The sequence below is a fragment of the Arthrobacter sp. BG3 genome, from assembly GCF_056680185.1.
This window is the reverse complement of record NZ_CM155270.1, coordinates 3,156,721-3,179,048: the sequence shown is the minus strand read 5'-3', so window position 1 is coordinate 3,179,048 and position 22,328 is coordinate 3,156,721. Positions and strand designations below refer to the sequence as shown.

Here is a 22,328-nt window from a genome sequence, read left to right as displayed (position 1 = left end):
ACCCCGGCCAGAGAGCCGGAACCAGGCAGGGGTATTTCCAGCCCGAAGCGGGGGTGCGGGCTAGTCCAGGGCCGGCGCCAGCCGGTACCCCACCCCGCGGACCGTCTGGAGCCAGCGGGGCTGCAGCGGGTCCTCACGCAGCTTGCGCCGCAGGTTGCCGATATGCACTTCGACGGCACGCTCGTCGGATTCGCTGATGTAAGCGTCCACGCCGTAATACTCGCCCCGCACCACCCGGACCAGATCGACCTTCGACCGGACCGCGCCGGCCCCCTTCAGCAGGGCGTGCAGGAGATCGAACTCGCTGCGGGTCAGGCTGGTGGGAACGCCGTCAAGGGTGACCGAGCGCGTGTGCGGGTTGAGGACCAGCCCGTTGTGCCGAAACGCGTCGTCCTGGGCCAGCTCCGCGCCCTTGGCCGCCGGATATCCCGGCTCCCGGGGCGTGCCGTCGGCGGGGTCCAGCCGGGGCCTGCGCATCATGGCGGCCACCCTGGCCCGGAGCTCGCGCGGCCGGAACGGTTTGGTCATGAAGTCGTCGGCCCCGGTGTGCAGCGCGGTAAGGGTGTCCAGCTCGTCCGTCCTCGCGGTCAGCATGACCACGTAGGCGTCGCTGAACTGCCGGATCCGGCGCAGGACTTCAAAGCCGTCAATATCGTGGAGGCCCACGTCCAGGGTGACGACGCTCGCCTTCTGGCTCCGCACCACCTCGACCCCCTCGCGCCCGCTCGCTGCGCCGTGGACGTCAAATCCCGCCTGGCTCAACACGGCTTCCACAAGGTGACGTACGTCCTCGTCGTCCTCGACGACGACTGCAACTCCCAAATCAGTCATGGCCCCCCTCTGCATCTGATGCTGCGGCAGCTACCCCCATAGCGGCGCGTTGTTACTGCTGTGCACTCATGGTGCACCAGTAGTGTCAGAATACCCACGTACTGGCGGTAATAACTGTTTAGGCACAGCCGTGGCCACAAATATTCATCGTGTGTCAAGCTAGCGTGACGAGTGCTGTTCAATCGAGGCAGCGAGAAAGGGGCGCGGCTTCATTGGCTAAACAGCAACCGGTCCGGAACCCGGAGGGTTACCTGGCGGGATTCCCGCGGCGTCTGCAGAGCTTGTTCCGGCCGGCCGGTGGCCGCGAAGCCGAACTCAATACCCTCCTCGAGGTCAGCCTCGAACGCGAGCGGCAGCTCAGCGATGAGGTCGCCGGGGTGGTCGACGCCCTGACGGCCAAGGACAACCTCGTCGCCAATGTCTCGCACGAGTTCCGCACACCGCTGACATCCATCATCGGCAACCTGGACCTGGTGCTCGGAGAATCGGGAGAACTCTCCCCCACCGCCGTGCGCCGGATCGAAGTCGCGCAACGGAACGCCGAACGCCTGCTGGCCCTGGTCTCGGACCTGCTGGTGTCCGCCGACTCAACACTGCACGTCCACCCGCGCCGGACCGATCTGGCCGCCCTGGTCGAAGCCAGCCTCGGCTCAGCCCAGACCCATGCCCAGGCAGCCCAGGTCTCGCTCTCCATGGACGTCCCGGCACCGCTCTGGGCCGACGTTGATCCGTTGCGGATCAGTCAGGCCGTCGACAACCTCGTATCCAACGCCATCAAGTATTCACCCGCAGGCGGCACCGTCCGCGTCTCCGCCAGCCAGGAGGGTGGCCGGGTGCTGCTGCACGTGCAGGATGACGGAATGGGAATGACAGCCGCCGACGCAGACCGGGTCTTCACCCGTTTCTTCCGCAGCCCCGCGGTCCGCGCAGGCTCGATTCCCGGGATCGGGCTGGGTCTGTCCATCACCAAGGCGATCGTCGAACGGCACGGCGGCAGCATTTCCTGCCGCACGCTGCCTGGCTGCGGGAGCACTTTCACCCTGGAACTCCCCGCCCAGGCGGCCACGCCGGCCTCGTAGCGGGGTTGGGGCTGGGCGCGCAGCCCTATTGGCGCATGGCCCGCGTCAGCTCGGCCCTGGCCAGCAGCCCGCTGGCCGAAGGGTACGCCACTTCCTCCAGCACCAGCGGGTGCGGGGCCGAGAGGACCGACTTCGCGTCGCGCTGGCGGGCCAGCAGCCGTTCCAGGAGCCACACCGGCTTCTCGATGCCGGCCCCCACGAACAGGGCCGATCCCACGAGGGACCGCACCATGTTGTGGCAGAACGCATCCGCCTGGACCGTGGCCACAATGACCCCGTCGGCGCCCCGGGCAAACTCGAAGCGCTGAAGTTCCCGGATGGTGGTGGCGCCTTCCCGCGGCTTGCAGTAGGACCGGAAATCCTGGAGTCCCAGCAGCTGCGCGGCGCCTTCGTTGAGCAGTCCGACGTCGAGCCGGTCCTGATGCCACAGCGTGGAGGTCCGGCCGAGCGGGTCCCAGAGGGCGGGACCGTCCGCGATCCGGTAGCTGTAGCGGCGCCAGAGCGCGGAGAACCGTGCGTCGAAGCCCTCGGGAGCGATGGAGACCTTGTGGACCTCGATCGCCCCTGTCAGGTCCCCGAGCCCGCGGCTGAGGGCGCCGCGGAGCCGCCGCAGCAGGGCCACCGCGGGGTCCAGTTCCACGCCGCGGTTCAGGCCCGTCCACTCCGTCTCGGTGAAGTCCACGTGGACCACCTGGCCGCGGGCGTGCACCCCGGCGTCGGTCCGCCCGGCGACGGTGACCCTGATGGGCCGGCGGATGAGCAGGGCAATGGCCTCTTCGAGCGTGCCCTGGACGGTGCGCCGTCCGGGCTGGACAGCCCACCCGCTGAAGGGACCGCCGTCGTACGCAAGATCAAGCCGGACACGCAAAAACCCGCCGCCCCCTCTAAAGGGGGCAGCGGGTTTCTGGTCGTTCATAGACCTAAGTCTACTAGTGAAAAAAGGCGAGACTACTCAGCGTCGCCAGCCTGCGCAGCGTCGCCGCCGGCAGGTGCGAAGCCGGCAGCTTCGGCCGACTCTGCAGAGTCGAACCAAACTTCAGCAACCGTCGAGTCGTACCAGCGGGATCCCGGAACGTGGAACTTCATGGAGTCCTCGTTGCCCTTGACGGCGAAGCCCTCAGGAGCAACGTTGTCAGCGGTAGCAGGCTTGGAGCCGGCGTACTTGGACTCAGCGGCTTCGGTCTCAACAACCTCGGCCTCGGCGGGAGCTTCCTCGGCAGCCGGAGCAGCCTTGGCGGCAGCCTGGGTAGCCTCGGCTACGACTGCCTGCTTGGCGGAAACCGGCTCGAGAACCAGTTCGATGACAGCCATGGGAGCGTTGTCGCCCTTGCGGTTGCCGATCTTGGTGATGCGGGTGTAGCCACCGTTGCGGTTCTCCACTGCCTGTGCAATGTCGGTGAACAGCTCGTGGACGATGCCCTTGTCGCTGATCAAGCCGAGTACACGGCGGCGGGAAGCCAGGTCGCCACGCTTGGCGAAGGTCACCAGGCGCTCGGCGTACGGCTTCAGTCGCTTGGCCTTGGTCACCGTGGTGGTGATCCGCTTGTGCTCGAACAGTGCGGCGGACAGGTTCGCGAGCATCAGACGCTCGTGACTTGCTCCGCCTCCGAGGCGCGGACCCTTAGCGGGGGTAGGCATAATAGTTTCTCCTCATATGGAAGCCGTTGGGCTGCGCACACCATGGTGCATCAGCCGGCAGGCCAAGATCTGTTTGTTAGAGCTCGTCGTCGCTGAAAGCGGCGTCGTCCTCTTCAATTGCTGCGGCGCGTGCTGCGAGGTCAAAACCGGGAGGCGAGTCCTTGAGGGACAGGCCCAGTTCAACCAGCTTTGCCTTGACCTCATCGATGGACTTCGCACCGAAGTTACGGATGTCCATGAGGTCGGCCTCGGAGCGGGCCACGAGTTCACCCACGGTGTGGATGCCCTCACGCTTGAGGCAGTTGTAGGAACGGACGGTGAGGTCCAGATCCTCGATCGGCAGGGCCATGTCTGCTGCCAGGGCAGCATCCGTCGGCGACGGGCCAATCTCGATACCTTCAGCTGCGGTGTTCAGCTCGCGGGCCAGACCGAACAGTTCCACCAGGGTGGTACCTGCCGAAGCAACGGCATCGCGCGGGGCGATGGCCTGCTTGGTCTCGACGTCGACAATGAGCTTGTCGAAGTCAGTGCGCTGCTCAACACGGGTAGCTTCCACGCGGAAAGTAACCTTCAGGACCGGCGAGTAGATCGAGTCGACCGGAATGCGGCCGATCTCGGAGTCGCCGGACTTGTTCTGAGCTGCCGAAACGTAGCCGCGGCCGCGCTCGATGGTCAGTTCGAGTTCGAACTTGCCCTTCGAGTTCAGCGTGGCAATGTGCAGATCCGGGTTGTGGAATTCGACGCCGGCCGGCGGAGCGATGTCCGCGGCGGTGACGACTCCCGGGCCCTGCTTGCGCAGGTAAGCAACAACCGGCTCGTCGTGCTCGGAGGACACCGACAGGTTCTTGATGTTCAGGATGATCTCAGTGACATCTTCCTTGACACCCGGAACCGTGGTGAACTCGTGCAGCACGCCATCGATCCGGATGCTCGTGACAGAGGCACCGGGGATGGAGGAGAGCAGGGTACGGCGGAGGGAGTTTCCGAGGGTGTAACCGAAACCGGGCTCCAGCGGTTCAATAATGAAACGGGAGCGGTTGTCAGAGACGACCTCTTCGGAGAGGGTGGGGCGCTGTGCAATGAGCACTTAGGTTTCCTTTCGGCGAGCATCCGCTATATGACGCAACACAGGTGGTGGAAAGATCGGTCTGAGACTTAACGCGGCTGGGCTTGCCCGGACCCGTGAAGGTCCGGGCAAGCACCGGTGCGTTGGAAAGCCTTAGACGCGGCGGCGCTTCGGCGGACGGCAGCCGTTGTGGGCGCTGGGGGTTACATCCTGGATGGATCCAACCTCAAGGCCAGCAGCCTGCAGCGAACGGATAGCCGTTTCGCGACCCGAACCCGGGCCCTTGACGAATACGTCAACCTTGCGCATGCCGTGCTCCTGCGCACGCTTTGCGGCGGCTTCGGCGGCCATCTGGGCTGCGAACGGGGTGGACTTACGTGAGCCCTTGAAGCCAACCTCACCGGAGGAAGCCCAGGAGATGACAGCACCGTTCGGGTCCGTGATGGACACGATGGTGTTGTTAAAGGTGCTCTTGATGTGCGCCTGGCCCAGCGCGATATTCTTTTTGTCCTTCTTACGCGGCTTGCGAACCGCGCCACGAGTCTTCGGGGGCATTATTTCTCCTACAGAAAGTTATCGGGGGGAAGACGAGCGGTTTAGCGGGTCTTCTTCTTGCCTGCAACGGTGCGCTTCGGACCCTTACGGGTACGTGCGTTCGTCTTCGTACGCTGTCCGCGCACTGGCAGGCCCTTACGGTGGCGAATACCTTCGTAGCTGCCGATTTCAACCTTGCGGCGGATATCTGCTGCTACTTCGCGGCGAAGGTCACCCTCAACCTTGTAGTTGCCTTCAATGTAATCACGCAGCTGGACGAGCTCGGCGTCGGACAGGTCCTTGACCCGAACGTCCGCGCTGATGCCGGTGGCAGCCAGGGTTTCGTGTGCACGGGTCTTGCCCACGCCGTAGATGTAAGTAAGCGCAATTTCCAACCGCTTTTCGCGGGGAATGTCTACGCCAGCGAGACGAGCCATAGAGGCAGTGCTCCTTGTATAAACCGGAGGTCGTAGGCAGTACACCCGCACGATCCGTGCGGCCCCAGCCTCCGACCGGGGGTTAGCTGTACGGGCCCATACGTCCCAAATCAGCTTGTGCTGCCTTTTATTTACTTGCGTGGGTTAGCAACCCAGGATTTCCCGAAGAGGGAAATTAGCCCTGGCGCTGCTTGTGGCGCGGGTTCTCGCAGATCACCATGACCCGGCCATTACGGCGGATCACTTTGCACTTTTCGCAGATCTGCTTGACGCTCGGCTTGACCTTCATGGCGTTCCTTTGCGTGTTGCAGTGGTCAGCTGGACCGGCCTTCGGCTGTTGCTCTGGCCGCCCAGTGTTTACTTGTAGCGGTAGACGATACGACCACGTGTCAGGTCGTACGGGCTCAGCTCCACCACTACCCGGTCCTCAGGGAGAATCCTGATGTAGTGCTGGCGCATCTTTCCAGAGATGTGTGCCAGAACGATGTGCTTGTTGGTGAGCTCAACGCGAAACATCGCGTTAGGCAGCGCCTCTGTCACAACGCCCTCGATCTCAATGACCCCGTCCTTCTTGGCCATACCCTCCGCTAACTGTTGTTTGCCGCAGCCCCTCGGTTTGCACCGAAAATCACCGCGGACGTTTTTTGATTGATTGGCTGATGCCTCCCGGCCCCAAAAGGGCACAACAGGGCAGACAACCAACAGACAACATTACGCCATTACGGGCCGAATGTTAAATCCAGCAATCGTAGCCTACTCAGCCCCCGTATGCACCAAATTCGCCCGCCGGCGTGCTCACGGCCTCCGCGCAGGCGATCCCGTCAAGGATGGCAAGGCGCACGACGTCGGCTGCCGCACTCTGCAGGGTGATGAGACTCAGCTGCCGGGCGCTCTCGCTGCTGCGGTCCAGCGCGAGCCCACCTGTGGCGAGGCAAAACACCGTGTCCCCGTCCGCCAGGGTGTGGCTGGGATTCAGCGCCCGGGCCAGCCCGGCGTGGGCGGCCGACGCGGTGCGTTTGCATTCGGCCTTGTCCAGGACCGCGTTCGTGGCGACGACGACGAGGGTGGTGTTCAAGGACGGCGGATCCGAAACCCTCTGCGTGCTCGCTCGTTCCTCCCCACCGGCCCCGTCGCCTCGCAAGCTCGGCCAGGGAACCCCGCCGTCGTGGCCCCCGCTTAGACGCACGCTGCCGGGTTCCAGATCCGCCGCCCTCTCCGGCTGGTCATCGAGCTTGTCGAAGCCCTTGAAGGGCAGGCCCAGCGCATTGACTACCGCTATCGCTCCTACGACGACCCCGTTCTCGAGGGTGATGGAGGCTGTGCCCACTCCCCCCTTGTATGTCCCGCGGCCGATTGCTGCTCCGGTGCCGGCGCCGATGTTGCCGCGTTCGACGTCGTGCCCTTCCTGGCGGGCGGCGGCGTCCGTGGTGGCCGCGTAGCCCATGGCGGCGTCAGGGCGGGCGGAGAAGTCCCCGCCCCGGCCGAGGTCGAAGATGGCCGCCGCCGGCACGATCGGAACCACGCCGCCCGTGACCGGGAAGCCCCTGCCGTTCTCCTCGCACCATTGCTGGGCCCCGTGGGCCGCGGCGAGGCCGAAGGCGCTTCCCCCGGTGAGCACGACGGCGTCCACGGTACGGCTCAGCGTCGTGGGGTCGAGGGCGTCAGTCTCGTGCGTCCCGGGGCCCCCGCCCCGGACATCGACGGAACCCACCGTCCCGGCCGGAGGCAGCACGACCGTCACCCCGCTCAGCCAGCCGCCGCCCGTCCGGCCGGCATGGCCGACCCTCAGTCCCGGCACGTCCGTTATCGCAGTCATGGATCTATTGTGCGCTCCGGGTCAGCACCACCGCCTCAACGGAACTCCCCACCGACCTGACGAATCGCGAGATGATATCCGGATCGCGGGCGAGCTGTATGTAATACTGCAGGCAACACAGCGTTAACAGGCGACGAAGCCTTGGACAACAAAAGCTCCCTTGGGGTCTTGTGCGGGGTTCTGCCCACCAACCATGTGGTGAAGTGATAGCAAGGTATCCCCGCCCACCCGCCTGCCACCGCAGGCCTGGCCCCGTTAGAGACCTGAATGACGCGACAATTGACCGACCGGCCCCGCGCCGCCGTCGAGACCAAACCGGCCGAGACCCCGCGGCGCCGCTGGTCGCCCAGAGCCCGCCGGGACTTCTTTGCCTTTCTGGCCCTGGCTCTGCCCAACCTTCTCCTGATTGCAGTTTTCACCTACCTTCCGCTCTTCAACAACATCTACTACTCCACCCTCGACTGGACCCTGGGCTCAGCCTCGGCCACGGTGGTGGGCCTGGACAACTACGTCACGTTCTTCACGAGCACGGACGCCACCAAGGTCCTGGGCACCACCGCCGTGTTCACCCTCATCACGGTCGGCGGCTCCATGCTCCTCGGCCTGCTCGTGGCCCTTGCCCTGAACTCCAAAATCCGCGGCACAACCTTCGCGCGCTCAGCAGTCTTCGCCCCGTACGTGCTGAGCGGTGTCGGCGTCGGCCTCGTCTGGCTGTTCATTTTCGATCCCGGCTACGGCGTGCTGGCCTGGCTGCTGCGCGGCATCGGCCAGCAGAGCCCGCAGTGGATCAATGATCCGCAGTTGTCCCTGGTCATGGTCATCATCGTCTACGTCTGGAAAAACCTGGGCTACTGCGCGGTGGTCTATCTGGCCGGGCTGCAGTCGCTGCCGCAGGATGTCATGGAGGCCGCGTCGCTCGATGGCGCCAACGGCTTCCGGCGCTTCGTGAGCATGTCGCTGCCGCTGCTCTCCCCCACCACGTTCTTCCTGCTCATCACCACGATGCTGAGCTCGCTGCAGGCCTTCGACCTGATCCGGATCATGACCCCGCTGGGCAACGGCACCAGCACGCTAATCTACGAGGCCTACCTCCAGGCCTTCGGGGCGTTCAACCGGGCGGGCTACTCGGCCGCGATCTCCGTGGTGCTGTTCGCCATCCTGCTCATCATCACGCTGCTGCAGTTGCGGTTCGTCGAACGGAAGGTGCACTACTCGTGAGCACACTGTCCCCCGTCAGCCCTGACCCTGCCGCCGGGCCGGAGCCCGCTCCCGACGCCGGCCCCGGGATTCCGCTGCAGCGTCACCGGCCCTTCTCCCGGGCCAACCTCGCCCAGACGATTGCCGGCGGCTACCTTCCGCTGGTCCTGGCCACCCTGGTGGTTTTCCTGCCCCTGCTGTGGATGGTGCTGAGTTCCCTCAAGCAGCCCGGCGAGATCATCACGATGGACCTGAAGATCCTGCCGGAAAGCCTGAACGTCGAAAACTACAACATCGCCATGACGACCGTGCCGTTCACCCAGTTCTTCGTGAACAGCCTGATCGTCACCAGTGTGGGCGCCACCATCAAGGTCCTCCTGGCCATCCTGACCGCCTACGCCCTGGTCTTTGTCCGCTTCCCCTACAAGAACGCCATCTTCGTGCTGATCCTCGTGGCCCTGATGGTCCCGCCGCAGGTGTCCATCCTGCCCAACTACATCCTGATCGCGGGCATGGGCGGCAAGAACACCCTGTGGGGCATCATCCTGCCGGGCCTGGGCACGGCGTTCGGCACCTTCCTGCTCCGCCAGCACTTCATGACGCTCCCTGCCTCCATCCTCGAATCGGCCGAGATCGACGGCGCCGGCCACTGGCGCCGCCTCTGGCGGATCGTGGTGCCGGTCTCCGGCCCCTCGATCGCAACGGTGGCCCTCGTCGTCGTCGTAAGCGAATGGAACGACTACATCTGGCCGCTCATCATCACCGACCGCCCCGAGACGATGACGCTGCCGGTGGGCCTGACACTGCTGCAGAACTCTGAAGGCAACGGCTCCGGCTGGGGCATCCTGATGGCCGGTGCCGTGCTCGTGATCTTTCCCATCCTGCTGGTCTTCGCGGCCCTGCAGCGTTACATCGTGGCCGGGCTTACCCAAGGCAGCGTCACCGGGTGACGCCGCCGCCGCCTTTCCCACTTCACCCGCATTCGTTCAACGCAAGACAGCCAATCAACGAGTCAGCATCATCGAGAGGATCCACCATGGCATTGAACCTTGACCGGAGGCATTTCCTGGGACTGGCAGGTGCCGGCGCCGGCGCCGCCGCCCTGTCCGCCTGCGGAGGCCCGTCCACCGCAGGTTCGGCAGCCCCAACCGCGGCCGCCGACATCGACTTCAGCGGGGTCAAGCCCGCAGCCTCGTTCGATTTCTGGTCCAACCACCCGGGCAAGTCCCAGGACGTGGAAAAGGCGATCATCGACCAGTTCCAGGCCAAGTTCCCGGACATCAAGGTCAACCTGGTCACCGCCGGGGCCAACTACGAGGAAATCGCCCAGAAGTTCCAGACCTCGCAGGCCGCGAAATCCGGCCTCCCGGGCCTCGTGGTCCTCTCCGACGTCTGGTGGTTCCGGTACTACTCCAACGGCAACATCATCGCCCTCGACAGCGCGATCAAGCAGCTGGACATCAAGGTGGATGACTTCCAGAAGTCCCTCGTCGCCGACTACAAGTACGCCGACAAGCAGTGGGCGCTCCCCTACGGCCGCTCAACCCCGCTGTTCTACTACAACAGGGACCACTTCAAGGCTGCCGGGCTGCCGGACCGCGCCCCGAAGACCTGGCAGGAGTTTGCCGAGTGGGCGCCCAAGCTGAAGGCCACCTCCGGAGCCCAGTACGCCTACATCTACCCGGCACTGGCCGGTTACGCCGGCTGGACGCTGCAGAACAACCTGTGGGGCTGGGGCGGCAGCTGGTCCAACGAGTGGACCGTCAACTGCGACTCGGCCGAGTCGGTCGCCGCACTGCAGTGGGCGCAGGACTCCATCTTCAAGGACAAGTGGGCCGGGGTCTCGTCCAAGGAAGCCGCCGATGACTTCGCCGCCGGGATCACCTCCTCCACGATCTCGTCCACGGGCTCGCTGCTGGGCGTGCTGAAGTCCGCGACGTTCAACGTGGGGGTCGGTTACCTGCCGGGCGGTCCGAAGAACGAAAGCCCGGTGTGCCCCACCGGCGGCGCAGGCCTCGGCATCCCCAGCGGGGTCAGCAAGGAGGTCCAGCTCGCGGCCGCCACCTTCCTGAAGTTCATGACGGAGCCGGAAAACACCGTGCAGTTCTCCGCCGCGACCGGCTACATGCCCACCCGCACCTCGGCCGACATGACCGCGGTGCTGGCCGCCACCCCGCAGATCAAGACCGCCATGGACCAGCTCACCGTGACCCGCGTGCAGGACAACGCCCGGGTGTTCCTCCCGGGCGCGGACCAGGAGATGGCCAAGTCCGCCGCGGCCATCCTCACCCAGCAGGGCGACGTCAAGGCCACCATGACGGCGCTCAAGGCCACCCTGGAAGGCATCTACACCAAGGACGTCAAGCCCAAGCTCAAGAGCTAACGCGGCGCAAGGTCCCTTCTGCTACGACGCTGCGCGTCGCCGGCGACTTTGCGCGTCGCCGCGTGCCGGAGGTCAGGGAATCGGGACGGGCACGACGCCGAGCGGGGCCAGTTTCGCGGCTCCGCCGTCCGGCGCGGAGAGAACCCAGATGCCCTTCTCGTGGACAGCCACGGAGTGCTCCCACTGGCAGGACCGCTTGCCGTCGGTGGTCACCACCGTCCAGTCATCCTCGAGCACGGCGGTTTCGATGCTTCCGCGCACCAGCATGGGCTCGATGGCCAGGCACAGCCCCGGGCGGATCTTGGGGCCGCGGTGGTTGGTGCGGTAGTTCGGCACGTCCGGGGACATGTGCATCTCGGAGCCAATCCCGTGGCCCACGTAGTCCTCGAGGATGCCCAGCGGCTTGCCGGGCACCGAGGAGACATAATCGTCCACGGCGTTGCCGATGTCGCCGACGAACTTGCCGGTCGCCAGGGCGGCAATCCCGTGCCACATCGCGGCCTCGGTGACGTCGGAGAGCCGCTGGTCCTCGGGGTCGGCGGTGCCCACGATCACGGTGCGGGCCGAGTCGGAGTGCCAGCCGTCCAGGATCGCGCCGCCGTCGATCGAGAGGATATCCCCGTCCTGCAGGACGCGGCCGCCGGGGATGCCGTGCACGACTTCCTCGTTGACCGAGGTGCAGATCGTGGCGGGAAAGCCGTGGTAGCCAAGGAAATTGGAGGTGGCGCCGGCGTCCTTGAGGACCGCGGCGAACACGGCGTCGAGGTCCTTGGTGGTCTTTCCCGGGGCGGCAGCGGCCACGGCGGCGTCGAGGGCGCGGCTGAGTACCAGCCCGGCCGCCTGCATGGAGCGCATCTGGGCGCTGGTCTTGTATTCGATGCGTGGCTGGCCGAATGCCATCCGCGACTTCCTTTCGTTGGGGCTGTGCCGCCCCGGGAGGCGGACGGCCAAATGGCTGAGGCCCCTCCCGGTGTCCCGGGAGGGGCCTCAAAGTTCGCGGCCTGAATCAGGCCGACTGAGCCTCTTTGATGGCTTCCATGACGCGGTCGGTGACCTCGTCGATGCCGCCGATGCCGTCGACGCGGGTCAGGATGCCGCGGTCGGCATACTTGGCGACCACAGCCTCCGTCTGGCCGTGGTACAGGTCCAGGCGGTGCCGGATGACTGCCTCGTTGTCGTCCGTGCGTCCGGTTTCCAGGGCGCGGCCCAGCAGGCGGGTGACGAGTTCCTCATCGTCGGCCGTGAGCTGCAGGACGACGTCGAGCTTCTGGTCGCCGTCGGCCAGGATCCCGTCGAGGTAATCCACCTGCGCGGTGGTGCGCGGGTAGCCGTCCAGGAGGAAGCCGTTTTCGACGTCGTCCTCGCCGAGGCGGTCGCGGACCATTTTGTTGGTCACGCTGTCCGGGACGAAGTCGCCCGCGTCCATGTACTTCTTGGCTTCAATGCCAAGCGGGGTCTCACCCTTAACGTTGGCGCGGAAGATGTCTCCCGTGGAAATCGCTATGACGCCGAGGCGCTCTGAAATGCGCTCCGCCTGCGTTCCCTTGCCGGATCCGGGAGGTCCGATAATCAACATTCTCGTCATCGCAAAAGCCCTTCGTAGTGACGCTGCTGTAGCTGCGCATCTATCTGCTTGACGGTCTCCAAACCGACGCCGACCATGATCAGGATCGAGGTGCCACCGAACGGGAAGTTCTGGTTGGCATTGATCAGGACCAGTGCGACCAGCGGGATCAGTGCTACAAAGCCCAGGTACATGGCACCCGGGAGGGTGATCCTGGAAAGCACATACTGCAGGTAATCCGCGGTCGGCTTGCCGGCACGGATACCAGGAATGAAGCCGCCGTACTTCTTCATGTTGTCAGAAACTTCTTCAGGGTTGAAAGTGATCGCAACATAGAAGTAAGTGAAGAACACAATCATGGCGAAGTAGAGCACCATGTAGATCGGGTGGTCGCCGCGGGTCAGGTTGTTGTTGATCCACTCAACCCACGGTGCCATTGCCTCGCCCGGCTTGGGCTGGTTGAACTGGGAGATCAGGCCCGGCAGGTACAGCATCGAGGATGCGAAGATGACGGGCACGACGCCGGCCATGTTCACCTTGATGGGGATGTACGTGCTGGTGCCGCCCACGGTGCGGCGGCCGATCATCCGCTTGGCGTACTGCACCGGGATGCGGCGCTGGGACTGCTCCACGAAGACCACCGCGGCCACGGTCAGCAGGCCGATGACAAGGACCATAAAGAACGTCCCCGGACCCTGCGAGGTCCAGATGGCACCCAGCGAGGTGGGGAAGCTCGAGACGATGGAGGTGAAGATCAGCAGCGACATGCCGTTGCCGACACCCTTTTCCGTGACCAGCTCACCCATCCACATGATGAGGCCGGTGCCGGCCGTCAGCGTGATGACGATGAGGATCGTGGTGATGATGCTGTCATCGGGGATGACCGGAAGCTGGCAGTTCGGCAGCAGCTGGCCGGAACGGGCCAGGGACACGAGGGTCGTGGCGTTCAGCAGGCCCAGGGCGATCGTGAGGTAACGCGTGTACTGCGTCAGCTTCGACTGGCCCGAGGCTCCTTCGTCGTACAGCTCCTGGAACCGGGGAATGACCACCCGGAGCAGCTGGACGATGATGCTCGCCGTGATGTAGGGCATGATGCCCAGGGCGAAGACGGACACCTGCAGTAGTGCACCGCCGCTGAACAGGTTGACGAGCTGGTAAATGCCGCCCGAGGTCTGACCGTTCTGCAAGCATTGCTGGACATTCTGGTAGCTCACACCAGGCGAGGGGATGAAGGCACCCAAGCGGAAGATTGTGATGATTGCCAGCGTGAACAACAACTTGCGTCGCAGATCAGGCGTGCGAAAGGCCCGGCCAAATGCGCTAAGCAAGCGTCCTCCTGAGTAATAAGTAAAGTCGTGTGAGATAGGTCAAATAAACCCAACAACCGAGTCTAGCGGGTGGACGCGCCCCGCGAACAATCGCCGGGCCCTGAAAATAAAAAAACTCCCGGCACCTAAGGGCCTGAGCCCCGGGTGCCGGGAGTTTTCACAACGGGCAACTGCCCCGCCGCCTCGTTAGAGGGCGGTGGTGCTTCCGCCTGCTGCAGCAATCTTTTCTGCGGCGCTGGCCGAGAATGCGTGGACGGTGACGTCAACCTTGACGGTGATGTCGCCGGTGCCAAGCACCTTGACGGGCTGGTTCTTGCGAACGGCACCCTTTTCGACCAGGTTCTCCACGGTGACTGCGCCACCTTCCGGGAACAGCTCGTTGAGCTTGTCCAGGTTTACAACCTGGTACTCAACCCGGAACGGGTTCTTGAAGCCGCGCAGCTTCGGCAGGCGCATGTGCAGCGGCAGCTGGCCGCCGGCAAAGCCAGCCTTGATCTGGTAGCGGGCCTTCGTACCCTTGGTACCGCGACCAGCGGTCTTACCCTTGGAACCTTCACCACGACCAACTCGGGTCTTGGCGGTCTTGGCACCCGGGGCGGGACGCAGGTGGTGCACCTTCAGTGCGTTCTGCTTCTCAGCAGCGGCGCCCTGTGCCTTCTCGGCGGTGTTCTTCTCTGCCATTTACTTCGCCTCCTCTACCTTTACCAGGTGCGGAACCGTGTTGAGCATCCCGACGGTCACGGCGTCGGCGGTGCGGACAACGGTGTGTCCGATCCGCTTCAGGCCGAGGGACCGCAGGGTGTCGCGCTGGTTCTGCTTGCCGCCAATGGCGGACCTGATCTGAGTGATCTCCAACTTTGCGTCGGAGACAAGCACGTTCTTAGCCAACTCAGACACCTGCCTTCTGGTTCAAAAGCGCCTTCACCATTGCCGGCGGAGCGATCTCGTCGAGCGGGAGGCCGCGGCGTGCTGCCACTGCTGCCGGCTCTTCGAGGCGCTTCAGCGCGTCAACAGTCGCGTGCACGATGTTGATGGCGTTGGAAGATCCGAGCGACTTGGAGAGGATGTCGTGGATGCCCACGCACTCCAGTACTGCGCGGACCGGACCGCCGGCGATAACACCGGTACCGGCGGAAGCCGGACGCAGCATGACGACGCCTGCGGCGGCCTCACCCTGTACGCGGTGCGGGATGGTGCTGCCGATGCGGGGAACGCGGAAGAAGGACTTCTTGGCTTCTTCGACGCCCTTCGCGATTGCGGCAGGAACTTCCTTAGCCTTGCCGTAGCCAACGCCGACCATACCGTTGCCGTCACCGACGACGACGAGGGCGGTGAAGCTGAAGCGACGACCACCCTTGACGACCTTGGAAACACGGTTGATGGTTACGACGCGCTCTACGAACTGGCTCTTTTCGGCTTCGCGGCCACCATCGCGGCCACCACGGCCACCACGGTCGCCACGGCCCTGGCCGCGGTCGCCACGCTCGCCACGACGAGCAGCGCCACCACGGGCGCCGTCGGTGGTAGCAGGCGCAGCGGTCTCAGTTGCCGGAGCAGCTACAGCTTCAGTCACCTGAATGTCCTTTTCGTTATTTTCGGTCACAGTGACAGCCCACCTTCACGTGCGCCGTCAGCGACGGCGGCGATCCGGCCGTGGTACTTGTTACCACCGCGGTCGAAGACAACGGCTTCGATACCGGCAGCCTTGGCACGCTCGGCGACGAGCTCGCCAACGCGCTTGGCCTTGGCAGTCTTGTCACCTTCGAATGCACGAAGGTCGGCTTCCAAAGTGGAGGCGCTCGCTACGGTCAGGCCCTGGGTGTCATCGACAACCTGGACGAATACGTGGCGTGCGGAGCGGTTGACGACCAGACGAGGACGTACAGCCGTTCCGGAGATGCGCTTGCGGATACGAAGCTGGCGGCGGCTGCGCTGGGCAGACTTGCTCTTGTTCGTACGCTTCTTGTTAATTGCGATCGCCATGGTTACTTACCAGCCTTTCCGACCTTGCGGCGGATGACTTCGCCTGCGTAACGGATGCCCTTGCCCTTGTAGGGGTCCGGCTTCCGCAGCTTGCGAATGTTGGCAGCAACCTCGCCGACCTGCTGCTTGGAGATACCTGAAACAGAGAGCTTGGTCGGGGTCTCTACTGCAAAGGTGATGCCGTTCGGTGCCGAGATGTTAACCGGGTGGCTGTAGCCCAGAGCGAACTCCAGGTCAGCACCCTTGGCCTGAACGCGGTAACCGGTACCGACAATTTCAAGCTTCTTCTCGTAGCCTGCGGTGACACCCTGGATCATGTTGGCGATCAGGGTGCGGGTCAGGCCGTGCAGCGAACGTGAGGCGCGCTCGTCGTTCGGGCGGGCGACAGTCAGGGTGCCATCTTCCAGGGAAACCTCGATCGGGCTGGGCACAGTGTGGCTCAGCTCGCCTTTGGAACCCTTGACATTGACGACAGAGCCGTCAACCTTGACCTCAACGCCGGCAGGAACGGTGATGGGGAGACGTCCAATACGTGACATTATTCTCTTCCTTTCCCGTTACCAGACGTAAGCGAGGACTTCGCCGCCCACGCCCTTCTTGCCGGCCTGCTTGTCAGTCAAGAGGCCGGAAGAGGTGGACAGGATTGCGACACCCAGGCCACCGAGCACGTGCGGCAGGTTGGTGGACTTTGCGTAAACGCGCAGTCCCGGCTTGGAAATACGACGAACGCCAGCGATTGAACGCTCGCGGTTCGGACCGAACTTGAGCTCGAGGGTCAGCTTCTTGCCAACCTCCGCGTCTTCTTCTTTCCAGGAGGCGATGTAACCTTCGGCCTTCAGGATGTCGGCAACGCGTGCCTTGAGCTTGCTGTACGGCATGGACACGGAATCGTGGTATGCCGAGTTTGCGTTGCGCAGACGCGTAAGCATGTCTGCGACGGGATCTGTCATTGTCATGGTGGGCTCTTGCCCTTCCTCATAACGGTTTCCGCCGTGCAGTCTTTCCCGGGGGAACCTGCGCGGACGGACCTTTTACGTAGCTAGATTAATCTTCGGTCTTGAACGGGAAGCCAAGCGCCTTGAGCAGCGCGCGGCCTTCGTCGTCGGTCTTGGCAGTGGTCACGACGGTGATGTCCATACCGCGAACGCGGTCGATGGAATCCTGGTCGATCTCGTGGAACATAACCTGCTCGGTCAGACCGAAGGTGTAGTTGCCGTTGCCGTCGAACTGCTTGCCGCTGAGGCCCCGGAAGTCACGGATACGCGGCAGAGCCAGCGTGACCAGACGGTCCAGGAATTCCCACATGCGGTCCCCACGCAGAGTTGCGTGTGCACCGATCGGCATGCCTTCGCGCAGCTTGAACTGTGCGATCGACTTGCGGGCTTTGGTTACCTGCGGCTTCTGGCCGGTGATCAGGGTCAGATCGCGGACAGCGCCGTCGATCAGCTTGGAGTCCTTGGCGGCATCTCCAACACCCATGTTCACAACGACCTTGACCAGACGGGGAACCTGGTTGACGTTCTCGTACTTGAATTCCTCAACGAGCGTGCTCTTGATGGAATCCGCGTACTTGGTCTTCAGACGAGGAACGATCTTGCTTGCCGGAGTCTCGAGAGTCTCAGTCATTAGATGTCCTTCCCTGAGCTCTTGGCCACGCGGACACGCACGTCGCGCTTCACGCCATCGCGCTCAACGGTCTCGGTGCGGAAACCGACGCGGGTGGGCTTCTTGGTGGACGGGTCAACCAGAGCCACGTTGGAGATGTGGATCGTAGCCTCGACGACTTCGATGCCACCGGTCTTGGTGCCGCGCTGCGACTGACCGACCTTGGTGTGCTTGGTTACGCGGTTAATTCCCTCGACCAGCACGCGGTTGGACTCGGGGAACACGCGCAGAACCTTGCCCTGCTTGCCTTTGTCGCCGCCGCGCTCAGCCTTGGCGCCAGTGATGACCTGAACGAGGTCACCCTTTTTGATCTTAGCCATGGACTAAAGCACCTCCGGAGCCAGAGAAACGATCTTCATGAACTTCTTATCGCGAAGTTCACGACCAACCGGTCCGAAGATACGGGTACCGCGGGGGTCACCGTCGTTCTTCAGGATCACAGCTGCGTTCTCGTCAAACTTGATATAGGAACCATCCGCACGGCGGCGTTCCTTCTTGGTACGGACGATGACAGCCTTGACGACGTCGCCCTTCTTTACGTTGCCGCCCGGAATTGCGTCCTTGACGGTAGCGACGATTACGTCGCCAATGCCTGCGTAGCGACGGCCAGATCCACCGAGAACGCGAATGGTAAGGATTTCCTTAGCACCCGTGTTGTCGGCGACCTTGAGTCGCGACTCCTGCTGAATCACTATTTACTCCTTGCGTCGCGCTGGTTCTCAGACCGAAAGTCTTCCTACGGAATGAGCCTTGCGGAACGGTTGATCGGGGTGTCTCTTGACCTGCCTGGATTTTGCCAGACCAGGCCTAAACTCCCGTGCCAAAAACATTTGCTTCCCAGGCGGATTCCGACGGATCGGGGCGCTAGGGGGCACTATGCCGTGGCACGCTTGTTTACGAGGTTGATGACGGCGCACAGAGGGCGCCATACAAACTCAAAATCTTAGCACGTTTAGGCCGTATCCCCATATCACAGCTTCGCCGCCGCAGCACAGGCCAACGCCGCAAAGTCCAGGGCAGTACGAGGCAACGCAGGCAACGCGGCAGCAGCCGAACGGGGTTGTACAGGCCGGCACGGCACAGCAGCCCCCGACGGCGTCACGCCCGGCAGCCTTTTGGCCCCGCTCGTGCCGCACTCCCCCGGAATCCCGGCCCGCCGGCGTCGCCTGCCTGCCTGCCGAAACGCTGCCCTGCGTGACGCGTGACGCGTGACTCGGGTCCCGTGACTCGGGTCCCGGGGCCCGTGACGCGTGTTGCTCGTCCCGGGCCACGCGGGGACCCCTGCGCTCGGAAACGGGGAAACCCCCGCTCCCAGAAGGGAACGGGGGTTTCTCGACTTACAGCATGGCTGCAGGTATTACTTGGCCTTCTCGAGGATCTCCACCAGACGCCACCGCTTGGTAGCGGAGAGCGGGCGGGTCTCGGCGAGGAGAACGAGGTCGCCGATGCCGGCGCTGTTCTCTTCGTCGTGAGCCTTGATCTTCGTGTTGCGGCGAAGAACCTTGCCGTAGAGGGCGTGCTTCACACGGTCCTCGACCTGGACAACGATGGTCTTTTCCATCTTGTCCGAGACCACAAAACCGCGCTTCGTCTTACGGTAACCGCGCTCGTCAGCCGTAGCTGCGCCGGAAACAGTTTCCGTCACGTTCTCGTCCTTTTCACTCACTTGGAGTCCTCCTCGGTCTCAACCGTTTCAGCCTTGTCAGCCTTCTTGGTTGCAGCCTTCTTGGACTTCTTTTCTTCCTTGGCTTCCACAACCGGTGCGGCAACCTCGACACGAATGCCCAGCTCGCGCTCACGGAGAACGGTGTAGATGCGTGCGATGTCCTTCTTTACCGCGCGCAGCCGACCGTGGTTCTCCAGCTGACCGGTGGCGGACTGGAAACGCAGATTGAACAGCTCTTCCTTCGCCTTACGGAGTTCCTCAACGAGTCGCTCGTTGTCGAAACCGTCCAGCTGTGCAGATGCAAGTTCCTTGGATCCTACTGACATTTCTATTCACCACCTTCGCGACGCAGAATGCGTGCCTTCAACGGGAGCTTGTGGATCGCCAGGCGCAGTGCCTCGCGGGCAGTTGCCTCATCGACACCGGAGATCTCGAAGAGAACCCGGCCCGGCTTGACGTTTGAGACCCACCATTCCGGAGAACCCTTACCGGAACCCATGCGGGTTTCGGCCGGCTTCTTCGTCAGCGGACGGTCAGGATAGATGTTGATCCAGACCTTGCCGCCACGCTTGATGTGGCGGGTCATCGCGATACGGGCAGACTCGATCTGACGGTTGGTGACGTATGCCGGGCTCAGAGCCTGGATACCCCACTCACCGAAGGAGACCTTGGTGCCGCCCGTTGCAGCGCCGGAACGACCCGGGTGGTGCTGCTTACGGTGCTTGACTCGACGTGGGATAAGCATTTAAGCCTGTCCTCCTTCTACTGCCGGTGCAGCTGCTTCAACCACCGGAGCTTCGGCAGCAGCGGGTGCAGCAGCCTCGGCCGGGCGGTCAGGGCGACGACGGCGGTCTCCACGGTCAGCGCCACTCGGGCGGCCCGGGCGGTCGCTGGCACCACGGCCGCGGGACGGAGCAGCAGCTGCCTGCTGAGCCAGTTCCTTGGCGGTGATGTCACCCTTGTAGATCCAGACCTTCACGCCAATGCGGCCGAAGGTGGTCTTGGCCTCGTAGAAGCCGTAGTCGATGTTCGCGCGGAGGGTGTGCAGGGGCACACGGCCTTCGCGGTAGAACTCCGAGCGGGACATTTCTGCGCCGCCCAGTCGACCCGAGCAAGCGATACGGATGCCCTTGGCACCTGCACGCTGCGCGGACTGCATGGCCTTCTTCATCGCGCGGCGGAAAGCCACGCGGGAAGTCAGCTGCTCAGCTACGCCCTGGGCAACAAGCTGTGCTTCCATCTCGGGGTTCTTGACCTCGAGGATGTTCAGCTGAACCTGCTTGCCGGTGAGCTTTTCGAGCTCGCCGCGGATGCGGTCTGCTTCTGCACCGCGGCGGCCGATAACGATGCCCGGACGTGCCGTGTGGATATCCACACGGACACGGTCGCGGGTGCGCTCGATTTCAACCTTGGCGATGCCGGCGCGCTCCATGCCCGTGGACATGAGCTGGCGGATACGGATGTCTTCGCGAACGAAGTCCTTGTACCGCTGTCCGGGCTTGGTGCTGTCAGCAAACCAGTGCGATACGTGATCGGTGGTGATGCCGAGTCGGAACCCGTGCGGGTTAACTTTCTGTCCCACTTAGCGAGCCTCCTCTTTCTCCGGGGTAGCGACTACCACGGTGATGTGGCTCGTGCGCTTCTTGATCTGAAATGCACGACCCTGGGCTCGCGGCTGGAACCGCTTCATGGTCGGGCCTTCATCAACATACATTTCGCTGATGATGAGGTCACCCTCGTCAAACGCCACGCCGTCGCGGTCCGCGAGGACCCGGGCGTTGGAGATTGCCGACTGAACTACCTTGAATACCGGCTCCGAAGCTGCCTGGGGGGCAAACTTCAGAATTGCCAGAGCCTCATTCGCTTGCTTACCACGAACAAGGTTGACGACGCGCCGGGCCTTCATAGGCGTTACGCGGATGTGACGCGCAATTGCCTTGGCTTCCATTGCTTTCCTTCTCTCGTCTTTGACGTAAGTGCAGGCGCCTAGCGGCGCTTGCCCTTACGGTCGTCCTTGACATGGCCGCGGAATGTCCGCGTGGGAGCGAATTCGCCGAGCTTGTGCCCGACCATCGACTCAGTGACAAACACGGGGATGTGCTTGCGTCCGTCGTGTACGGCGATCGTGTGGCCGAGCATGTCGGGGACGATCATCGAGCGGCGGGACCAGGTCTTGATGACGTTCTTGGTGCCCTTTTCGTTTTCCCTGGCTACCTTTACAAAGAGGTGCTGGTCAACGAAAGGACCTTTTTTCAGGCTGCGTGGCATGTGTCCAGGCTCCTATCGCTTGTTCTTGCCAGTACGACGGCGACGAACAATAAGCTTGTCGCTCTCTTTGTTGGGACGGCGGGTGCGGCCTTCGCGCTTACCGTTCGGGTTGACGGGGTGACGTCCACCGGACGTCTTACCCTCGCCACCACCGTGGGGGTGGTCGACCGGGTTCATGGCGACACCACGGACGGTCGGGCGAACGCCCTTCCACCGCATACGGCCGGCCTTACCCCAGTTGATGTTCGACTGCTCGGCGTTGCCGACCTCGCCGACGGTTGCGCGGCAGCGCACGTCAACGTTGCGGATTTCGCCGGAAGGCAGACGCAGCTGGGCGAAACGGCCTTCCTTAGCAACGAGCTGGATCGATGCGCCGGCGGAGCGGCCCATCTTGGCGCCGCCACCCGGACGCAGTTCGACTGCGTGGATAACGGTACCGACCGGGATGTTGCGCAGCGGAAGGTTGTTGCCGGGCTTGATGTCAGCGTCGGCACCTGCCTCTACCGTGTCACCCTGGGCCAGCTTGTTCGGGGCAATGATGTACCGCTTGGTGCCATCAATGTAGTGCAGGAGTGCGATGCGAGCCGTGCGGTTCGGATCGTACTCGATTTCGGCAACGCGGGCGTTGACGCCGTCTTTGTCGTGGCGACGGAAGTCGATCAGACGGTACTGGCGCTTGTGGCCACCACCCTTGTGACGGGTCGTGATCTTGCCGGTGTTGTTACGTCCACCCTTTTTCGGGAGGGGACGAACCAACGACTTTTCCGGCGTCGACCGCGTGATTTCAGTGAAGTCCGCTACGCTCGAGCCGCGACGGCCCGGGGTAGTCGGCTTATATTTACGGATTCCCATAATTTATTTCCTCGTTAAAGT

32 protein-coding genes are annotated in these 22,328 nt (G+C 63.5%); 4 read left to right on the top strand and 28 right to left on the bottom strand.

The genetic code is table 11. The annotated features are described in order from the left end of the window. Nucleotides 1-60 precede the first annotated feature (60 nt). The gene (locus AC1MFL_RS14305) at nt 61-831 is read right to left on the bottom strand and encodes a response regulator transcription factor (RefSeq protein ID WP_479810513.1); all 771 of its coding nucleotides are present in this window, start codon (nt 829-831) and stop codon (nt 61-63) included. A gap of 212 nt (nt 832-1,043) precedes the next feature. Here AC1MFL_RS14305 and AC1MFL_RS14300 point away from each other — a divergent pair, with 212 nt between their 5' ends. Next, entirely contained in the window at nt 1,044-1,910 is an 867-nt protein-coding gene (locus AC1MFL_RS14300) for a sensor histidine kinase (RefSeq protein WP_479810512.1), read from the top strand. Between the two features lie 25 nt (nt 1,911-1,935). Here AC1MFL_RS14300 and AC1MFL_RS14295 read toward each other — a convergent pair whose 3' ends face one another. The 8 genes from AC1MFL_RS14295 to AC1MFL_RS14260 all read right to left on the bottom strand — a co-directional run bounded on the left by AC1MFL_RS14295 (nt 1,936) and on the right by AC1MFL_RS14260 (nt 7,401). After that, complete coding sequence (locus tag AC1MFL_RS14295; protein ID WP_479810511.1) at nt 1,936-2,826, bottom strand: tRNA pseudouridine synthase A; 891 nt, start codon at nt 2,824-2,826, stop codon at nt 1,936-1,938. A 32-nt stretch (nt 2,827-2,858) separates the two neighbouring features. Further along, complete coding sequence (gene rplQ / locus AC1MFL_RS14290; protein WP_226760340.1) at nt 2,859-3,548, bottom strand: 50S ribosomal protein L17, sunset domain variant; 690 nt, start codon at nt 3,546-3,548, stop codon at nt 2,859-2,861. A 76-nt stretch (nt 3,549-3,624) separates the two neighbouring features. Further along, the gene (locus tag AC1MFL_RS14285) at nt 3,625-4,635 is read right to left on the bottom strand and encodes a DNA-directed RNA polymerase subunit alpha (RefSeq protein ID WP_024366109.1); all 1,011 of its coding nucleotides are present in this window, start codon (nt 4,633-4,635) and stop codon (nt 3,625-3,627) included. A 132-nt stretch (nt 4,636-4,767) separates the two neighbouring features. Continuing rightward, entirely contained in the window at nt 4,768-5,169 is a 402-nt protein-coding gene (gene rpsK, locus AC1MFL_RS14280) for a 30S ribosomal protein S11 (RefSeq protein WP_018773682.1), read from the bottom strand. Nucleotides 5,170-5,210: 41 nt separating this feature from the next. After that, the gene (gene rpsM / locus AC1MFL_RS14275) at nt 5,211-5,585 is read right to left on the bottom strand and encodes a 30S ribosomal protein S13 (protein ID WP_024366110.1); all 375 of its coding nucleotides are present in this window, start codon (nt 5,583-5,585) and stop codon (nt 5,211-5,213) included. A 175-nt stretch (nt 5,586-5,760) separates the two neighbouring features. Next, complete coding sequence (rpmJ, locus tag AC1MFL_RS14270; RefSeq protein WP_009358722.1) at nt 5,761-5,874, bottom strand: 50S ribosomal protein L36; 114 nt, start codon at nt 5,872-5,874, stop codon at nt 5,761-5,763. Nucleotides 5,875-5,942: 68 nt separating this feature from the next. Further along, nucleotides 5,943-6,164, bottom strand: a complete 222-nt coding sequence (gene infA / locus AC1MFL_RS14265; protein WP_009358723.1) for a translation initiation factor IF-1 — start codon at nt 6,162-6,164, stop codon at nt 5,943-5,945. 178 nt (nt 6,165-6,342) lie between these two features. After that, entirely contained in the window at nt 6,343-7,401 is a 1,059-nt protein-coding gene (locus AC1MFL_RS14260) for a P1 family peptidase (RefSeq protein ID WP_479810510.1), read from the bottom strand. 267 nt (nt 7,402-7,668) lie between these two features. Here AC1MFL_RS14260 and AC1MFL_RS14255 point away from each other — a divergent pair, with 267 nt between their 5' ends. From AC1MFL_RS14255 to AC1MFL_RS14245, 3 genes are all read left to right on the top strand, one after another. Beyond that, nucleotides 7,669-8,619 carry a carbohydrate ABC transporter permease gene (locus AC1MFL_RS14255; protein ID WP_479810509.1) on the top strand — a complete coding sequence of 317 codons (951 nt, stop codon included), beginning with the start codon at nt 7,669-7,671 and terminating at the stop codon, nt 8,617-8,619. Then, a complete protein-coding gene (locus AC1MFL_RS14250; RefSeq protein ID WP_479810508.1) occupies nt 8,616-9,548 on the top strand; it encodes a carbohydrate ABC transporter permease in 933 nt (310 codons plus the stop codon). The genes AC1MFL_RS14255 and AC1MFL_RS14250 overlap by 4 nt, the downstream gene beginning before the upstream one ends. Before the next feature lie 86 nt (nt 9,549-9,634). Continuing rightward, nucleotides 9,635-10,981, top strand: a complete 1,347-nt coding sequence (locus AC1MFL_RS14245) for an ABC transporter substrate-binding protein (protein WP_479810507.1) — start codon at nt 9,635-9,637, stop codon at nt 10,979-10,981. A 72-nt stretch (nt 10,982-11,053) separates the two neighbouring features. Here AC1MFL_RS14245 and map read toward each other — a convergent pair whose 3' ends face one another. The 19 genes from map to rplB form a co-directional block, all read right to left on the bottom strand. Further along, the gene (map, locus tag AC1MFL_RS14240; protein ID WP_479810506.1) at nt 11,054-11,881 is read right to left on the bottom strand and encodes a type I methionyl aminopeptidase; all 828 of its coding nucleotides are present in this window, start codon (nt 11,879-11,881) and stop codon (nt 11,054-11,056) included. Between the two features lie 106 nt (nt 11,882-11,987). Then, nucleotides 11,988-12,557, bottom strand: coding sequence for an adenylate kinase (locus tag AC1MFL_RS14235; RefSeq protein WP_479815470.1), 570 nt, complete (start codon nt 12,555-12,557; stop codon nt 11,988-11,990). 5 nt (nt 12,558-12,562) lie between these two features. Then, the gene (gene secY, locus AC1MFL_RS14230; protein WP_301226743.1) at nt 12,563-13,873 is read right to left on the bottom strand and encodes a preprotein translocase subunit SecY; all 1,311 of its coding nucleotides are present in this window, start codon (nt 13,871-13,873) and stop codon (nt 12,563-12,565) included. A 186-nt stretch (nt 13,874-14,059) separates the two neighbouring features. Further along, nucleotides 14,060-14,554, bottom strand: a complete 495-nt coding sequence (gene rplO, locus AC1MFL_RS14225; protein WP_011692793.1) for a 50S ribosomal protein L15 — start codon at nt 14,552-14,554, stop codon at nt 14,060-14,062. Then, the gene (rpmD, locus tag AC1MFL_RS14220; RefSeq protein ID WP_226760331.1) at nt 14,555-14,761 is read right to left on the bottom strand and encodes a 50S ribosomal protein L30; all 207 of its coding nucleotides are present in this window, start codon (nt 14,759-14,761) and stop codon (nt 14,555-14,557) included. A gap of 1 nt (nt 14,762) precedes the next feature. Further along, nucleotides 14,763-15,446, bottom strand: coding sequence for a 30S ribosomal protein S5 (gene rpsE, locus AC1MFL_RS14215; RefSeq protein ID WP_301226746.1), 684 nt, complete (start codon nt 15,444-15,446; stop codon nt 14,763-14,765). Nucleotides 15,447-15,472: 26 nt separating this feature from the next. Beyond that, nucleotides 15,473-15,856, bottom strand: a complete 384-nt coding sequence (gene rplR / locus AC1MFL_RS14210) for a 50S ribosomal protein L18 (RefSeq protein ID WP_226760329.1) — start codon at nt 15,854-15,856, stop codon at nt 15,473-15,475. Between the two features lie 2 nt (nt 15,857-15,858). After that, complete coding sequence (gene rplF, locus AC1MFL_RS14205; RefSeq protein ID WP_479810505.1) at nt 15,859-16,395, bottom strand: 50S ribosomal protein L6; 537 nt, start codon at nt 16,393-16,395, stop codon at nt 15,859-15,861. A gap of 18 nt (nt 16,396-16,413) precedes the next feature. Continuing rightward, nucleotides 16,414-16,812 (bottom strand): 30S ribosomal protein S8, encoded by a 399-nt coding sequence (gene rpsH, locus AC1MFL_RS14200; RefSeq protein WP_056425243.1) that lies wholly within the window; start codon nt 16,810-16,812, stop codon nt 16,414-16,416. A gap of 88 nt (nt 16,813-16,900) precedes the next feature. Then, nucleotides 16,901-17,482 (bottom strand): 50S ribosomal protein L5, encoded by a 582-nt coding sequence (gene rplE / locus AC1MFL_RS14195; RefSeq protein WP_024366124.1) that lies wholly within the window; start codon nt 17,480-17,482, stop codon nt 16,901-16,903. Continuing rightward, on the bottom strand, nt 17,482-17,841 hold the full coding sequence (gene rplX / locus AC1MFL_RS14190; RefSeq protein ID WP_226760327.1) for a 50S ribosomal protein L24: 360 nt from the start codon (nt 17,839-17,841) through the stop codon (nt 17,482-17,484). Before rplX ends, rplE begins: the two co-directional genes overlap by 1 nt. Nucleotides 17,842-17,844: 3 nt before the next feature. Further along, nucleotides 17,845-18,213, bottom strand: a complete 369-nt coding sequence (rplN, locus tag AC1MFL_RS14185) for a 50S ribosomal protein L14 (RefSeq protein ID WP_003803789.1) — start codon at nt 18,211-18,213, stop codon at nt 17,845-17,847. Nucleotides 18,214-18,878: 665 nt separating this feature from the next. Continuing rightward, nucleotides 18,879-19,187 carry a 30S ribosomal protein S17 gene (rpsQ, locus tag AC1MFL_RS14180; RefSeq protein WP_226760326.1) on the bottom strand — a complete coding sequence of 103 codons (309 nt, stop codon included), beginning with the start codon at nt 19,185-19,187 and terminating at the stop codon, nt 18,879-18,881. Continuing rightward, entirely contained in the window at nt 19,184-19,513 is a 330-nt protein-coding gene (rpmC, locus tag AC1MFL_RS14175) for a 50S ribosomal protein L29 (protein WP_479810504.1), read from the bottom strand. Before rpmC ends, rpsQ begins: the two co-directional genes overlap by 4 nt. 2 nt (nt 19,514-19,515) lie before the next feature. Then, nucleotides 19,516-19,932, bottom strand: a complete 417-nt coding sequence (rplP, locus tag AC1MFL_RS14170; protein WP_301226756.1) for a 50S ribosomal protein L16 — start codon at nt 19,930-19,932, stop codon at nt 19,516-19,518. After that, nucleotides 19,933-20,769, bottom strand: a complete 837-nt coding sequence (gene rpsC, locus AC1MFL_RS14165; protein WP_479810503.1) for a 30S ribosomal protein S3 — start codon at nt 20,767-20,769, stop codon at nt 19,933-19,935. It abuts the gene before it with no gap. Continuing rightward, complete coding sequence (gene rplV / locus AC1MFL_RS14160; protein WP_069949298.1) at nt 20,770-21,135, bottom strand: 50S ribosomal protein L22; 366 nt, start codon at nt 21,133-21,135, stop codon at nt 20,770-20,772. Nucleotides 21,136-21,173: 38 nt separating this feature from the next. After that, nucleotides 21,174-21,455: a 30S ribosomal protein S19 gene (gene rpsS, locus AC1MFL_RS14155; protein ID WP_018773666.1), complete on the bottom strand. Its 282-nt coding sequence runs from the start codon at nt 21,453-21,455 to the stop codon at nt 21,174-21,176. Nucleotides 21,456-21,467: 12 nt separating this feature from the next. Continuing rightward, nucleotides 21,468-22,307, bottom strand: a complete 840-nt coding sequence (gene rplB / locus AC1MFL_RS14150) for a 50S ribosomal protein L2 (RefSeq protein WP_211876677.1) — start codon at nt 22,305-22,307, stop codon at nt 21,468-21,470. Nucleotides 22,308-22,328: the final 21 nt, after the last annotated feature.

Bases quoted from the DNA above. Each gene is read 5' to 3' on its own strand.
- AC1MFL_RS14305 (WP_479810513.1), bottom strand. From the start codon at position 831: ATGACTGATTTGGGAGTTGCAGTCGTCGTCGAGGACGACGAGGACGTA.
- AC1MFL_RS14295 (WP_479810511.1), bottom strand. From the start codon at position 2,826: ATGAACGACCAGAAACCCGCTGCCCCCTTTAGAGGGGGCGGCGGGTTT.
- rplQ (WP_226760340.1), bottom strand. From the start codon at position 3,548: ATGCCTACCCCCGCTAAGGGTCCGCGCCTCGGAGGCGGAGCAAGTCAC.
- rpsK (WP_018773682.1), bottom strand. From the start codon at position 5,169: ATGCCCCCGAAGACTCGTGGCGCGGTTCGCAAGCCGCGTAAGAAGGAC.
- rpsM (WP_024366110.1), bottom strand. From the start codon at position 5,585: ATGGCTCGTCTCGCTGGCGTAGACATTCCCCGCGAAAAGCGGTTGGAA.
- rpmJ (WP_009358722.1), bottom strand. From the start codon at position 5,874: ATGAAGGTCAAGCCGAGCGTCAAGCAGATCTGCGAAAAGTGCAAAGTG.
- infA (WP_009358723.1), bottom strand. From the start codon at position 6,164: ATGGCCAAGAAGGACGGGGTCATTGAGATCGAGGGCGTTGTGACAGAG.
- AC1MFL_RS14260 (WP_479810510.1), bottom strand. From the start codon at position 7,401: ATGACTGCGATAACGGACGTGCCGGGACTGAGGGTCGGCCATGCCGGC.
- AC1MFL_RS14255 (WP_479810509.1), top strand. From the start codon at position 7,669: ATGACGCGACAATTGACCGACCGGCCCCGCGCCGCCGTCGAGACCAAA.
- AC1MFL_RS14245 (WP_479810507.1), top strand. From the start codon at position 9,635: ATGGCATTGAACCTTGACCGGAGGCATTTCCTGGGACTGGCAGGTGCC.
- map (WP_479810506.1), bottom strand. From the start codon at position 11,881: ATGGCATTCGGCCAGCCACGCATCGAATACAAGACCAGCGCCCAGATG.
- AC1MFL_RS14235 (WP_479815470.1), bottom strand. From the start codon at position 12,557: ATGTTGATTATCGGACCTCCCGGATCCGGCAAGGGAACGCAGGCGGAG.
- rplO (WP_011692793.1), bottom strand. From the start codon at position 14,554: ATGGCAGAGAAGAACACCGCCGAGAAGGCACAGGGCGCCGCTGCTGAG.
- rplR (WP_226760329.1), bottom strand. From the start codon at position 15,856: ATGGCGATCGCAATTAACAAGAAGCGTACGAACAAGAGCAAGTCTGCC.
- rplF (WP_479810505.1), bottom strand. From the start codon at position 16,395: ATGTCACGTATTGGACGTCTCCCCATCACCGTTCCTGCCGGCGTTGAG.
- rpsH (WP_056425243.1), bottom strand. From the start codon at position 16,812: ATGACAATGACAGATCCCGTCGCAGACATGCTTACGCGTCTGCGCAAC.
- rplE (WP_024366124.1), bottom strand. From the start codon at position 17,482: ATGACTGAGACTCTCGAGACTCCGGCAAGCAAGATCGTTCCTCGTCTG.
- rplX (WP_226760327.1), bottom strand. From the start codon at position 17,841: ATGGCTAAGATCAAAAAGGGTGACCTCGTTCAGGTCATCACTGGCGCC.
- rpmC (WP_479810504.1), bottom strand. From the start codon at position 19,513: ATGTCAGTAGGATCCAAGGAACTTGCATCTGCACAGCTGGACGGTTTC.
- rplP (WP_301226756.1), bottom strand. From the start codon at position 19,932: ATGCTTATCCCACGTCGAGTCAAGCACCGTAAGCAGCACCACCCGGGT.
- rplV (WP_069949298.1), bottom strand. From the start codon at position 21,135: ATGGAAGCCAAGGCAATTGCGCGTCACATCCGCGTAACGCCTATGAAG.
- rpsS (WP_018773666.1), bottom strand. From the start codon at position 21,455: ATGCCACGCAGCCTGAAAAAAGGTCCTTTCGTTGACCAGCACCTCTTT.
- rplB (WP_211876677.1), bottom strand. From the start codon at position 22,307: ATGGGAATCCGTAAATATAAGCCGACTACCCCGGGCCGTCGCGGCTCG.